This is a genomic window from Pinibacter soli, from assembly GCF_029961145.1.
In the GTDB taxonomy this organism is placed as follows: domain Bacteria; phylum Bacteroidota; class Bacteroidia; order Chitinophagales; family Chitinophagaceae; genus Pinibacter; species Pinibacter soli.
On record NZ_JASBRG010000006.1, the window covers coordinates 50,660 to 64,478 of the forward strand.

General features: G+C 40.9%; 10 protein-coding genes. 2 read left to right on the forward strand and 8 right to left on the reverse strand.

The window, feature by feature from the left end:
• Window positions 1-616 precede the first annotated feature (616 nt).
• Both QJ048_RS10060 and QJ048_RS10065 read right to left on the reverse strand, forming a co-directional pair.
• On the reverse strand, window positions 617-967 hold the full coding sequence (locus QJ048_RS10060) for a GIY-YIG nuclease family protein (RefSeq protein WP_282334214.1): 351 nt from the start codon (window positions 965-967) through the stop codon (window positions 617-619).
• A 1,279-nt stretch (window positions 968-2,246) separates the two neighbouring features.
• Window positions 2,247-2,498, reverse strand: coding sequence for a hypothetical protein (locus tag QJ048_RS10065; RefSeq protein ID WP_282334215.1), 252 nt, complete (start codon window positions 2,496-2,498; stop codon window positions 2,247-2,249).
• Between the two features lie 242 nt (window positions 2,499-2,740).
• Here QJ048_RS10065 and QJ048_RS10070 point away from each other — a divergent pair, with 242 nt between their 5' ends.
• Window positions 2,741-3,826 (forward strand): glycosyltransferase, encoded by a 1,086-nt coding sequence (locus QJ048_RS10070; protein WP_282334216.1) that lies wholly within the window; start codon window positions 2,741-2,743, stop codon window positions 3,824-3,826.
• A gap of 211 nt (window positions 3,827-4,037) precedes the next feature.
• On the opposite strand, the gene QJ048_RS10075 is transcribed toward QJ048_RS10070, so the two are convergent.
• The 4 genes from QJ048_RS10075 to QJ048_RS10090 all read right to left on the reverse strand — a co-directional run bounded on the left by QJ048_RS10075 (window position 4,038) and on the right by QJ048_RS10090 (window position 11,054).
• Window positions 4,038-4,529 (reverse strand): SixA phosphatase family protein, encoded by a 492-nt coding sequence (locus tag QJ048_RS10075; RefSeq protein ID WP_282334217.1) that lies wholly within the window; start codon window positions 4,527-4,529, stop codon window positions 4,038-4,040.
• Between the two features lie 305 nt (window positions 4,530-4,834).
• A complete protein-coding gene (locus QJ048_RS10080; protein WP_282334218.1) occupies window positions 4,835-6,682 on the reverse strand; it encodes an amidophosphoribosyltransferase in 1,848 nt (615 codons plus the stop codon).
• A 278-nt stretch (window positions 6,683-6,960) separates the two neighbouring features.
• Window positions 6,961-7,701, reverse strand: a complete 741-nt coding sequence (locus QJ048_RS10085) for a DUF2490 domain-containing protein (protein ID WP_282334219.1) — start codon at window positions 7,699-7,701, stop codon at window positions 6,961-6,963.
• Between the two features lie 431 nt (window positions 7,702-8,132).
• Window positions 8,133-11,054, reverse strand: a complete 2,922-nt coding sequence (locus QJ048_RS10090; RefSeq protein WP_282334220.1) for a DEAD/DEAH box helicase — start codon at window positions 11,052-11,054, stop codon at window positions 8,133-8,135.
• Window positions 11,055-11,174: 120 nt separating this feature from the next.
• Here QJ048_RS10090 and QJ048_RS10095 point away from each other — a divergent pair, with 120 nt between their 5' ends.
• The gene (locus QJ048_RS10095) at window positions 11,175-11,840 is read left to right on the forward strand and encodes a DsbA family protein (protein ID WP_282334221.1); all 666 of its coding nucleotides are present in this window, start codon (window positions 11,175-11,177) and stop codon (window positions 11,838-11,840) included.
• A 182-nt stretch (window positions 11,841-12,022) separates the two neighbouring features.
• Here QJ048_RS10095 and QJ048_RS10100 read toward each other — a convergent pair whose 3' ends face one another.
• Complete coding sequence (locus QJ048_RS10100) at window positions 12,023-12,193, reverse strand: hypothetical protein (RefSeq protein WP_282334222.1); 171 nt, start codon at window positions 12,191-12,193, stop codon at window positions 12,023-12,025.
• A 209-nt stretch (window positions 12,194-12,402) separates the two neighbouring features.
• Window positions 12,403-13,641, reverse strand: a complete 1,239-nt coding sequence (locus QJ048_RS10105) for a chromate transporter (protein WP_282334223.1) — start codon at window positions 13,639-13,641, stop codon at window positions 12,403-12,405.
• Window positions 13,642-13,819: the final 178 nt, after the last annotated feature.

The following is a 13,819-nucleotide window of genomic DNA, read 5'->3' on the forward strand; positions in this document are numbered from 1 at the left end:
GTAAACAATCACGCAGATCCCTCGTTCCTCGGGATGACAAGCGAATTGCGTTTGTTTCTTTTGAAATGTTGAACGCTTTAGAAAGGTGAAAATGCTGTTTGTGCGTGCGGGGGATTGCGATTGTTTGTTTTGCTACTTTTTTTCCCGAACGGAATGGTGGCTGTGACCCGTAAGAAAAGACTGCTTGTCATCCCGACGAAGGAGGGATCTGGGTCTAACACTGGCGAACATTATGCATAAACAATCACGCAGATCCCTCGTTCCTCGGGATGACAAGCGAATTGCTTTTGGTTCTTTTGAAATGTTGAACGCTTTAGATAGTTGAAAATGCTGTGTGTGCAGGGGATTGTTTGTTTTGCTACTTTTTTTCCGAACGGAATGGTGGTTGTTACCTGTAAGAAAAGACCGCTTGTCATCCCGACGAAGGAGGGATCTGGGTCTAACACTGGCGAACATTATGCATAAACAATCACGCAGATCCCTCGTTCCTCGGGATGACAAGCGACTTGCTTTTGGTTGCTTTGCTACTTTTTTTCCGAACGGAATGGTGGTTGTTACCCGCAAAAAAGGCTGCTTGTCATCCCGACGAAGGAGGGATCTGAGTGATTGCAGTATTTTAAAGTAAGTCTTTACGATGAAAGATTTCATCGGGAGGCCATTTGCTGGAGATTTCATTGTTTAGAAAAATCATTTCTGGATTGAATGATTTGATAAGTGCCAATTTTTTAGGCCTGCTCCACCCCTTGATTTCCTTTTCTCTGGCTATGGCATTTAGTATGTACTGATGTGCTTCGTAAAAAAGAAGATAGTACGTTTTATATTTTCCTGTAAAACTGCTTTGGTCGTTTCTGTTTAGATAGTGCTCGGCAATTCTTTGCTCCAGGTTATTTGTCACTCCTGTATACAAAACCGTTCTGGTGTAATTTGTAACAATGTATACATGGTACACTTGCATTCTCAATATCATTTCCCTTTATTTTTTTAGCAAGATTTAATAGTGATTCTTCTGATCATCTTCGTCAACGTATTGCGGAGATAACAAGCAAGATGTGTTATGCACATCGACCGTTGCGCATTGGTGAAAATTTTCGCATATCCAGCCAGGTTATATTTTCCGATTACACAGAACTGAGGTTCGATCTCCAGGCATCTTAAGGCTAACACGCTTTTGGGCAAGACCCAGATCCCTCGTTCCTCGGGATGACAAGCGACTTGCGTTTGGTTCTTTTGAAATGATGAACGCTTTAGATAATTGAAAGTTGAAAATGCTTTCTGTGGGTGTGTGTGATTGCGATTGTTTGCTTTGCTATTTTTTTTCCGAACGGAATGGTGGTTGTTACCCGCAAAAAAGACTGCTTGTCATCCCGACGAAGGAGGGATCTGCGTGATTGTTTACGCATAGTGTTTGTGCAAATCACAGATCCCTCGTTCCTCGGGATGACAAGCGACTTGCGTTTGGTTCTTTTGAAATGATGAGCGCTTTAGAAAGTTGAAAGTTGAAAATGCTGTGTGTGCGGGGGATTGCTTGTTTTGCTACTTTTTTTTCCGAACGGAATGGTGGTTGTTACTCGCAAGAAAGGACTGCTTGTCATCCCGACGAAGGAGGGATCTGCGTGATTGTTTACGCATAGTGTTCGCTAGTGTTAGACCCAGATCCCTCGTTCCTCGGGATGACAAGCGACTTGCGTTTGGGTTCTTTTGAAATGATGAACGCTTTAGATAATTGAAAGTTGAAAATGCTGTGTGTGCGTGCGGGGATTGTGATTGTTTGCTTTGCTATTTTTTTTCCGAACGGAATGGTGGCTGTGACCTGTAAGAAAAGACCGCTTGTCATCCCGACGAAGGAGGGATCTGAGTGATTGTTTACGCATTGTGCTCACTAGTTTTAGGCCCAGATCCCTCGTTCCTCGGGATGACAAGCGAATTGCGTTTGTTTCTTTTGAAATGTTGAACGCTTTAGAAAGTTGAAAATGCTTTCTGTGCGTGCGGGGGATTGCGATTGTTTGTTTTGCTACTTTTTTTCCGAACGGAATGGTGGCTGTGACCTGTAAGAAAAGACCGCTTGTCATCCCGACGAAGGAGGGATCTGAGTCTAACACTGGCGAACATTATGCATAAACAATCACCCAGATCCCTCGTTCCTCGGGATGACAAGCGACTTGCTTTTGTTTCTTTTGAAATGCTGAAATTAGTTTCAGCACTCCTGAAGGTTATTTCAACTGAAGTATGTTACACTGAAAGAATTCTTAATTCTTATTAATGATGAATTGAAAGGGCTTCAACTCTTTTTGGAAAAGAATTTGAGAGAGTTTAACTGGCTTAGTGATTAGTTTATATTTGTTTAAATCTGCCACTTCATTTACCGTACAAAATGTTTCTACAGTTTCAACTTCATACAGCAGTTCGTTCAGTTGATCTATAGCCGCCTGCATTTCCTGCTCACTATAAAGATCATCTTTAAACAACACAAGCAAATCACGGGATGACGGCGATTTCATTTCTATATAATTTAAAAAATTTGTACAGACGGATAATTATCAGTCTCTACCTAATAACCAACGTAACCTTTGTGAATGCCGCAACCACAACCTTTTTTTGATCCGCTGCAACCCACAAAAGCAACCATTGAACCTGTGATCAGCAAAAAGTATATTAATGTTTTTATCTTCATAGATTTGATTCTAAGTTAACAAAATTCAACAATAAAACTCAATGGTTATTAAATCTTGTAAAAATTAACATGCCACCGAATTCCAAACCCGTTGTGTTAGTTGCTCCACTCGATTGGGGACTTGGTCATGCTACAAGATGCGTTCCCATTGTAAACTCCTTAGTTAACGCTGATTTCGAGGTGATTATTGCGGGAGAAGGGGCCCAAAAAGCCTTGCTGGCAAAGGAATTTCCACTTGTTAAGCTGGTCGATCTACCCGGTTACCGGCTGCGTTACGGACGCACAAAATGGGGAACGATCTTCAAAATTTTTTTCCAGGTACCCAAAATCCTTGCTGCCATCCGCCGGGAAAACAAATGGCTGAAAAGATTTGCCACTGAAAACAAGGTTGATTTCGTGATCAGCGATAACAGATATGGCTTTTATTTAACCGGCGCTCCGTCGTTTTTTATCAGTCATCAATTGCTTATTAAAACGCCTTTTGGAAAATGGACCGAAAGGGTTTTGCAAAAAATAAATTTTCGTTTTATAAGAAAATTCACTGCCTGCTGGGTCCCGGATCATGAAGGAAAAATCAATCTCGGCGGCGAGTTATCTCATCCTCATCACATGCCGTCTGTGCCTGTCCGTTATCTTGGCCGTTTATCAAGAATGAAAAAAGAAGAGCGGCAAATCACAAACGACTTACTGGTAATTATCTCCGGGCCGGAACCGCAAAGAAGCCTGTTTGAAAAAATAGTCGTTGATCAACTATCTCAAACAGATCTATCGTCGATTGTCGTAAGGGGTTTGCCAAATGCAACATCCTCGCTGCACACATCGGACAATATAAAAATTCACAATCATTTATCGGCGGCTGATCTAAATATTGCCATTAATGAATCTTCAGCAATCATTAGTCGCTCCGGGTACAGCACAGTAATGGATCTTATACCGCTTCATAAAAGATGCATCTTTGTTCCTACGCCGGGGCAAACGGAGCAGGAATACCTGGCGGATTATTTGTCGGAAAATAATATGTGCGTTAGCGTTAGGCAAAGTGATTTTGAATTGATTAGTGTGTTGAAAAAATTGGAGGAGAAGGATTTTATTTTTCCCGATTTTCCGGAAAATTGTTTAAAGGAAATTATTGGAAAAATGCAAAACACGCTGTAGAGACAAGGCATTGCCTTGTCTGTACCGACCAGATGAGATTGCTTCGACCAGTCTCCGTTTATCGATTTTCTTAACTGTAAATGGTATCGTTTTATGCACAGGTCTCGCAATGACGAGTGCGTCTTTCCAAACTTTACCGTACATGCCTTTGTCAATCTTGCTACAGACAAGGCAATGCCTTGTCTCTACGGAGGGATCGCCAATTATATGATCACAACAATTTCGGTGCTTCAAAAAACCAGAATGTTTTTTCTGCTTTTTCAAATTTCGCCCAATCGTCTTCCTGCATTTGTATTGCATAAACGCCGCAGGTAGGCATGTCGTCAATGCGTGTATCGGTGAGTGTATTTACAAATTCCGTTATGCCGGGATTATGGGAGAAGATGGCAACCGTGTCCGAATTTTTGCCAATGCTTTTTATCACTTCATAAAAAACTTCCGGAGAAGCGTGGTATAACGCGGGCTTAAAGATGATATCATCTTTATCTTTTTGGTAGGCTTCGCAAAAATATTGTGCTGTTTTTTTCGCTCTTTTGGCGGGACTGGAAATGAACGTATCAATACTGACGTTCTTTTTTATAAGCGCATCGGCCACTGCCGGCGCGTCGCGTTTGCCTCTCTCATTAAGAGGGCGGTCAAAATCAAGTAAATCAGCCGTACTCCAACTACTTTTAGCATGCCGAATAACCAGTAATGATTTCATGAGAAATGAAATTAAGTAGGGCTGATGAATTCTTTAAGAGATATGGATTTTTAATAAACAGGCCTGTCTAGTCGATTAAAGGTCGCCCATAGGAAAAATATCTTTAAAACGGCTTAGTTTGCACAAAATTCACAAATACTTTGCCAGTCTGGCCGTTTTAGTGTCAAATTAACAAATACCCGCTTTTTTTTATGATTTACTTGATCGAAATCAAGGGTTGCCTGGGATTGCCACTGAAACACAGAAGAACAGAGATAAATGTGTTGATGTCCTATCTGTGTTTTTCTGTGCCTCTGTGGCTAATATCAATATCCTCTAACGTTTTTGCCTTCCATATAATTAAGAAAAGCTTTATTCACCACTTTGTTTCCACCATTTGTCGGATAGTCACCTGTAAAGTACCAGTCGCCAGTGTTGGTAGGACAAGCACTATGCAGAGATTCGATCGTTTGATAAATTACATGCACAGGAACTTTTAATCCTTCCGGAGTTATTAGTTGAGCAATTTTATCTGAGATCTGCTGAGCCGTGAATGGCTTATACAATTTCTTTGTAATGTTTTCAGAATTCAACTGACCGGTTCTTGCCAGCTCTTTACATTGGTGGTAAATCTCATCCACACAATTTTCCTGGCCTTTGTCTTTCCACAATTCAATTGCTGCTCTGAAGGCAATGAAGTCGCCCATTTTGCTCATGTCGATGCCATAGCAGTCTGGGTAACGTATTTGGGGAGCCGAAGAAATAATAATGATCTTTTTAGGCTCCAGTCTTGAAAGCATGGTAACAATGCTTTCTTTCAGCGTGGTACCGCGAACGATAGAATCATCGATCACCACCAAAGTATCGACGCCTTTGCGAACGGTTCCGTATGTAATATCATATACGTGCTGCACCATTTCGTTGCGGCTCGCATCTTCTGTAATGAACGTACGCATTTTCACATCCTTGATAGCAATTTTCTCCACGCGGATTTTGCGATTAACCATCTCCGATAGTTTCTCTTCGTCGTAGTCTTTGCCCCAGCTAAGGATGCGTTCTACCTTTATTTTATTCAGATAATCTTCCATTCCTTTCAGCAAACCGTAGAAGGCTACTTCTGCTGTGTTAGGGATGAATGAGAATATAGTATTCTTTAAGTCGTAGTCAATTGCTTTTAAAACCGCGTCGCTAAGGTTGTAGCCCAGCTGGCTTCTTTCCTTGTAGATCTTTTCATCATTTCCGCGTGAGAAATAGATGCGTTCGAAGCTACAAGCCTTTCTTTCTTTGGGTTCCAGAATTTGTTCGATGCTGTAATCGCCGTTTGCTTTTACTATCAAAGCCTGGCCCGGCATCAGTTCTTTTACTTCGTTTTCGCCCACATTGAATGTAGTACGAATCGCCGCTCTTTCAGATGCTGCAACGATCACATCTTTATCTATATAATAGTAAGAAGGACGAATGCCGTGTTCATCACGCATTACAAAGCTGTCGCCGTTTCCAATCAAACCTCCAATGTGGTAGCCACCGTCAAACAATCTTGCCGCTTTTTTCAAAACGCTTACAACGTCCAACTGCGTTTGGCTCTGCTCATCTTCTTTTACAAGGAAATGATGCAGCACTTCCATCATTGCAGCGAGGTCGCTTTGTTTTTGGAAGGGCCCTGGATTAATATTTACCAGGTCAAAAAGCTCTTCTGTATTTACAAGGTTGAAGTTTCCTGCTAGTGCGAGGTTTCGTGCAGGAATCGTATTTCTTTTTATGAAAGGATGGCAAAATTCTACGTTGTTTTTTCCCTGGGTTCCGTACCGGAGATGCCCGAGAAGTAATTCGCCCATGAAGTTGAGATGACCCTTTAACAATCCCGGGTGGCTTTTTACATCGGGCTGATATTTTTCCAGTTCATTTACTTCTTCACCTACCTGTCGGAAAATATCTGCGATTGCCTGCGGTGCTGCACTTCGCAAACGGTGCAGAAAAGGGTAGCCGGGTTCCACATTCAACTTCACAGAGGCTATTCCCGCACCGTCCTGCCCTCTGTTATGTTGTTTTTCCATGAGCAGGTACAACTTGTTGAGGCCGTACATCACAGTGCCATACTTCTGCTGATAGTAAGAAAATGGTTTCCTTAAACGAATGAATGCCAAACCGCATTCGTGCTTAATCGGATCGCTCATGTTACGAATTGAAGGCGCAAAGTTAACACGATTGAATGAAAAGATAGCAATAAGATAAAGATTTGGCACGCAGATGACATGGAATGTGAAAATGTGAAAATATGAAAATGTGAAAATGAGCGGGCTGCACGCCGATTTACACGCCCACCTGCAGACCTTAGTGGGTTAGAGATTTTTTCTTAATTCCAGCTAACCCTTTACTACACAGCCAGCTGAAAACCAAAATGAGCAGACTGTGCCCGCTCATTTTCACATTTTCAAATTTCCACATTTTCACATTAATCAATCATGTTCGGCTTTCTCTCAACATCTCTGTTGAGTGTATGTTTGTCGATGTAGAAAATTAGAGTGGTTTGTATAAAGTTTTTGCCTACGCCACCGTTTGTTGTGTTATAATCAAACTGCCTTATAAAACCGGATTGCAAAGCAAATAGTCCGGTAAACTGGTAACCGGCTCCCACGAAAAAGCGGTTGCGTTCAAAGTAGGGGCCTTTGTCGGTAAAAAAGATTTCATCAAATGCAGACAGGTATACTGTGTTGGCAATAACCTTGGTGTGGTTAAGGGGAACAATGGGATTTATTCTGTAGCGGAAACGGTTTCTATAATTGCCGTAGATCCAGCGCTGCTCGATTCGATAGCGGTGCTCTATTTTAACGCGGTCGATCTGGCTTTTTAAAATGAATTGCTCCCACATGCGAAACTCGGCCGCTGTAACCGGTTTTTCATAATTTCCCGGATAAGTATAGGTTTTATAGTCGCCCACACCAACGAAAAATTGGGTTTTGTCGGATAAATTGTAAGCAACGCCTCCTTTTAATTCGTGATAATAAAAATCTTTGGTGAGGGATTGCGACCTTGTCTGTGCCTCAAACCAATAGGAAAACTTCTTGTTTGGATTGACCATGCCGGTAATGATGTTCCAGCCACCAAGTTTATCGGGTTGCGCCATTGCAGTAAACGGCAACATCATAACAGACAGTGCTACAACTATAACTACGTGTAATAGAGACTTTTGCAAAACAATTTTTTTAAAAAATGAAAAATGCAGCCAAGGGGTTGTTCAAATCAGGCGCAAAATTGACACTTTTTTATTGCAAAATTACCTTTATGTTAATTTTTTTTGGGAGTGAGCACGCAGATGACGCTGATTGAACTGATTTGCACGGATGTTTTTCTGAAGTGTGATGAATTACCAAGAGCCCAGAGCCTCGGTTCGTGTCTCCACGAACCGAAAAAACGCAAAATAATTGCCGGCATCCAAAATGTCCGGGTTCGTGAGGACACGAACCGGGGCGTTTGGCTGAATTACTTTAGGGCGCAAGACCTGACAGGTTTTTAAAAACCTGTCAGGTCTTGGTCTCCGATTAAATTCGAAATTGTTGAGTGCTGAATATTGTAAAAAAATCAGTGTAAATCAGTCCAATCAGCGTCATCTGCGTGTCGCCTTTCTTAGCTAAACAAGAACGCCACATCCTCTGTCGTGAGTTTTTTAACAAAGCCGCTGTCTTCTGCGATCAATTCATCCGCAATCATTTTTTTGCGTTGCTGCAACTCCAGAATTTTTTCTTCCACCGTGTCGCGGCAAATCATTCTGTACGCAAACACGCTGTTTTGTTGACCAATGCGATGCGTTCTGTCGATCGCTTGTTGCTCGGCTGCAGGGTTCCACCATGGATCTACGAGATATACGTAATCCGCTGCAGTCAGGGTTAAACCAACACCACCGGCTTTCAGGCTGATGAGGAATATTTTTATAGAGGCATCGCTTTGGAATTGTTTCACCAGCTCCTGGCGGGTTTCTGCTTTTGTACCGCCATCAAGATATACGTACGAAATTCCTTTCGCGTCCATCTCTTTTCTTATCAATTCAAGCATACCGGTGAATTGCGAAAACACCAATGCTTTTCTGTCGCCTATGTTTTCTTCAATTTCCCGCATCAATTCTTCCAGCTTTACAGATTCATTGATTTCTTTGTTGCTGTCCTTCCCTAAAGCCGTGGAATTGCAGATCTGGCGCAGCTTTGTAAGGCCTGATAATATTTCTATTGAGTGCGAGCCCATTCCATCCGCTTCAATTTTTTGCAAAATACTTTCGCGGTAATAATCTTTCACCGCGTCATATTCTTTACGTTGTTCATCGCCCATTTCGCACCAGAGGATCATTTCCGTTTTTGGCGGAAGATCTTTTGCCACTTGCTCTTTCGTTCTTCTCAGCAAAAATGGAAAGATCAATTTTTTCAATTTCTGGGATGCTTCTCTGTTGCCAAATTTATCAATAGGCGTAGCAAACGTAGTTTTAAAAAACTCTTTGTTACCGAGCAATCCCGGGTTTACAAAATTCATTTGCGCATACAAATCAAACGTATTGTTTTGAATGGGCGTTCCGCTCAGGATAAGTTTGTTGCGTGTGTTCAATTGCTGCATTGCTTTTGTAGCAAGCGATGCGCTGTTTTTTATCACATGGCTCTCATCCAGTATGGTGTAGCCGAACTTGAACTTGGATAGTTGTTCCGCATCACTGCGCACGGTTCCGTAACTGGTGATAATGAGATTCTTCCTCTTCCACTCTTTCTCATCCATCGACCTGCCGGTGCCATGATAAATGATATAGTCCAGCTCCGGTGCGAATTTTTTCAACTCCTGCTCCCAGTTGTACATAAGAGAAGTGGGGCACACAACGAGATGCGTTTCATTTTTGTAGTTGTCACTCAAATGCTGAATGAAGGAAATGGTTTGCAGCGTTTTTCCTAAACCCATGTCATCTGCGAGGCAGCCGCCCCATTGCATTTCATCGAGCAAACACATCCAGTTGAAACCGGCTTTTTGATAATCTCGAAGCTGCGCATTTATTTTTTCCGGAATGGCATACACATCCTGATTTTCGGTTTGTAGCCTTTCCCATTTTTGTATATGCTCGGTGCTGATAATTTTTTTTCTTATTTCGTCGCCACCTTCAATTTCATCGCTCAGCGTCCAGTGAAGATTGGATAGGCGTAATTTATTTTTAGTCGTTTCGCCCAGCTTAAAGAGCATGCTGTATTTAGTGATCCATTCCTCAGGAATGGCGCCAATACTGCCGTCGCCCAAAATGATGTGTTGTTGTTTATGTAAAATCGCTTTCTGCAGATCGCCGAGTGTTACGCGTTGATCGCCGAAATTAATTTCCACTTCCAGGTCAAACCAATCAATGCCTTTACCGTTGAATTCAAACTTTATCTCCGGCGTGCTCATGTTATAACGGAAATGCTTAAGCGCTTCCATTCCCAAAATGCCAATATTCTGATCTGTGAGCTTTCTATAACATTTTACCAGCCACTGGCTCTTCTCCGCTTCTGCGAAGGAGAGGTAAAAAAATCCGTTGTTTTGTTGTGAGAATTTTTTATTCTGTGAGCGTAGTAATTCTTTGAAATTATTCTCTGCATCTGCTTTCCGCCTTATTTCATAAACGGCGTCAGTGGTATAAATTTCAGTGATTAATTTCTCGTCATCTTCTATTTCAAAGTCAGCGTATCGCCAATGCGGCTTTAGCATGAGAAATGCATTGTTCAACTCGCTCAAATAAACATTACACTGCGGCTCAATTTCGATAACTTCTCTTTTGAGCAAAATGTTTTTGTTTACCGGATAGTTTTCGGCAAGTTTATCCACAATTTGTTTCACAAAATTCTGTTCGCCGTGTAGCAATGCATCACGATAGCCGTCGGAGAACTTCTCGAGAACATCTGCGTCTTTTGGTTTCAGCAGAAAAAATTCTGATTTACTTCTTAATAAAAATGAAGTGCGTGCAAATTCAGTAAGCGAATAGGTATTGCCGTTAATATTTACAAATGCAAAAAGTCGTAAGATGCCGGTACTTGTTCTGGCCAATTCAAAATTAAGCTGGCTGGAATAATTACTAACTGCTGCAGGTTTGGTAACCGTAGTTGTTAACAAATCATCGTCAATTCCCTGGTAATACCATTTTACGAGCGAAGCAAACGGTTTAAGTTGTTGAAAAATATTGAAGTGGTAATTAACAATTCCTTTCTGGATGAAATCTTCTTTGCTAACAGATCCGTCTTCATGCACATACTGCAGCGCCAACTTTTCTTTTTGGTATTGTAGTGCCGAAGCAAATAATTGCTTGATGATCCGAATGAATTCTGTTGGCAATGCTTTGAAGTGAGAAAGCGCCACATCACTGTTCAGGGGAAACTTTTGTAACGACCGCTGGTTGTTGAATTCATTGATCAGTAGACCTTCTATCGCAAAACCCATTTCATTCCTCGCCACTGTATTGATGAGCAAGGCAGGCGTTGTTTTTGCCTTTGACTTGGGTGTATTTGTAATTATTACTGTTCGTTGCGGATATTGCTTTTCTTCTTCACTCATTCAGGCAAAAGTAATAATTGAATAACTGAATAATTGAATAACCGAAGGTATTAAAGTTGGTTTTGTTTTCCACAATTCGGTTATTCAGTTATTCAGTTATTCAATCCCTATTTTTGTACCATGACTCCAACAATTATTTACTGTTATGATGCGTATTGCGGCTGGTGCTATGGTTTCAGTCCGATAATTAAAAAAATTTTTGAAGAGTATAAAGACCGGTTATTTTTCGAAACCTTGAGTGGAAACATGATTCCTGTGGAAAACACCTATCATGTCGGCAGAATGGCATCTTATATAAAGGATGCTTATAAAGTAGTGGAAGAGCGCACCGGCATTAAGTTTGGCGAGGATTATCTCTGGCACATTAAAAATCCCGATGATAGCGACTGGTACCCGAATTCAGAAAAAGCTGCCATTGCAATGTGCGTTTTCAAAGACTATTATCCTGATGATACTGTCTTATTTGCGGCAGATCTTCAATATTCAATTCATTACGAGGGCCGCGACCTTACCGATAATGAAGCGTACAGGCATTTACTGGAAAAATATAGCATTCCGGCCGATGAGTTTTATACAAAACTGGCAAGCGAAGAATACAAGGAGCGAGCTTATTATGAATTCGCTTTGTGCAAACAATTAAAAGTCACCGGATTTCCTACTGTTTTCATGCAGGTGAATGAAGGTAAATTCTATTTACTCACACGAGGCTTCACTGAATACGAAACGCTGAAAGGCACGATAGATAATGTTTTGATCGAGATAGAGAAAGAACGCAGATTGTCATGATTTATTAAGATTTAGTTTTTGAAACCCCTCACAAATGAACTTTTTCAAAATCATAACCCATCATAACAATCTGCGTTCTTTCTCGCACAAAAAAGCCGCATCATTACAATGCGGCCAATAGCACAAACACTGGTTTTTGTGGTTTCAGAAGTAAGCGCTAAAAACTTTAATGTTTAGGGAAATTATTTTAATCTGCTGCGATGGTATTGATGTTCTCCGCTGATAGGGGAGTTACCGGAAATAATAATGGCAAAGATGTTTTTAATGAATCTGCCGATGTTAGAAGATGGACGGTATGCGTCTTTGTAAATTTTTGCTTTGTGTACTTCGTAGTACATTGATTTGTTTTTCATTTTGAATTCTTGGTTTAATGATTCAGAAGGATATCAGAATAAACGAATTTACATTAAGAATCAGATAAAAATTTAATATAATATATATTTTTATTTTTTTAATATTAGAATCGTCTGGCCGTTATTCTGCTCTTCGAATTTAGTATGCAACGCAAAAAAAACACATAAATTGTGAACTACCTGTGAATAACGTCATTTTAACATTTTAGTTAAACTATCCACCCAAGTAACAGACACAGCATAACAATAATGGGAGAAGGAGGCTTTGAATAAAGCAGTAAAACCGTTGTTCCAACAATGACTGAAATGTTCATGAAACTCACCATTTTTAGACCAATGATCGTGATATCTTTCATCATATAGAACGTAGCTGCCAGCAATATTCCAACCACTACAGCATTAATTCCTTCGGTGGCTCTATAGACGACAACATATCGTTTTAGGTTGTGCCAGATGGGAAAAAAGAATAGGACAAGTAAAGCGCTTGGAAGGAAAATAGCGATGGATCCGATTACGCATCCAAGTATTTGCCAGGAGGCATTTCCATCCTTCATTGCTGTTCCACCCATAAAAGAAGAAACTGAGAATACCGGCCCTGGTATGGCCCGGATCATTCCAGCGCCCATATAAAAGTCGTCTCGATTAATTTTTACTACATTAGGATTTTTTTGCACTACTGTCCTGGATTCAGGTCGCATCACAAACTGTTCATACATCATTGGAATCAAAACATTTCCTCCGCCAAATACAAAGCTTCCAAAACGGTAAGTATTTTCAAATAAGTTGATTGGCCGTCTATTTGGCCAATCATGTTTTCTGGCCGTTTCAGAAAGGAGACCTGCCAGGATAAAAATTATACCAAATAACCAGATATTCCACCATTTGATTTTTTGCCTTGCTACATCTTTCTCAGGGATCCGCTTGTCGCTAAGATTGGTTACAAATCCCCCAACCAATATCAGCACAGGAATAATCCATGGTTTCGTGAAAAGTAATAGCAAAATAACTGTTGAGAAAATAGCAATTACCCAGGTAATTGTATTATGCACAGAATGTTTGAAGGCCTTGATCGCTGCAAATGCGAGAAAGCCTACGGACATTGGTGCAATAAATTTGAAAATTGTTTTAACTGCGCGTTGATCTATATACTGTAGAAAAAAGGAAAATGCCCCCATCAGGCAACAGGCCGGTAACATCCAAATAATCAATGTGAGAACTGCCAACGGAACGCCTCCGCGTTTATATCCAATTAATGTCAACGTTTGAGTAGAAGAGGCCCCTGGTAAAAGTTGACAGAAAGCGTTGTAGTCCATCAGTTCATCTTCCGTGACGTCTCTTCTGCCGTTTACGAAAGTTTTCAGCATCATTGCATAATGTCCCTGCGGCCCGCCGAAGGCCGTTATGCTATGAAGAAAAACTGCTTTTAAAAATGGGATATGGCGAAACATAGAATTCTCTGGTAATTGTTTAAATAGGATGCCCTATTTCCACAGATAACAATGGCCGCAAATGCATCGCCCCATAATCAATTAACCATCATTAGCGTGTAGCGCAAATCTAAAAGATAATGAGAACTTTTTCTATGACTATTTGTGTGAGCGAATTAATAATTAATAAAGAATAATT

Bases quoted from the DNA above. Each gene is read 5' to 3' on its own strand.
- QJ048_RS10075 (WP_282334217.1), bottom strand. From the start codon at position 4,529: ATGAAATCATTACTGGTTATTCGGCATGCTAAAAGTAGTTGGAGTACG.
- QJ048_RS10105 (WP_282334223.1), bottom strand. From the start codon at position 13,641: ATGTTTCGCCATATCCCATTTTTAAAAGCAGTTTTTCTTCATAGCATA.
- QJ048_RS10080 (WP_282334218.1), bottom strand. From the start codon at position 6,682: ATGAGCGATCCGATTAAGCACGAATGCGGTTTGGCATTCATTCGTTTA.
- QJ048_RS10100 (WP_282334222.1), bottom strand. From the start codon at position 12,193: ATGAAAAACAAATCAATGTACTACGAAGTACACAAAGCAAAAATTTAC.
- QJ048_RS10095 (WP_282334221.1), top strand. From the start codon at position 11,175: ATGACTCCAACAATTATTTACTGTTATGATGCGTATTGCGGCTGGTGC.
- QJ048_RS10060 (WP_282334214.1), bottom strand. From the start codon at position 967: ATGATATTGAGAATGCAAGTGTACCATGTATACATTGTTACAAATTAC.
- QJ048_RS10070 (WP_282334216.1), top strand. From the start codon at position 2,741: ATGCCACCGAATTCCAAACCCGTTGTGTTAGTTGCTCCACTCGATTGG.
- QJ048_RS10065 (WP_282334215.1), bottom strand. From the start codon at position 2,498: ATGAAATCGCCGTCATCCCGTGATTTGCTTGTGTTGTTTAAAGATGAT.
- QJ048_RS10090 (WP_282334220.1), bottom strand. From the start codon at position 11,054: ATGAGTGAAGAAGAAAAGCAATATCCGCAACGAACAGTAATAATTACA.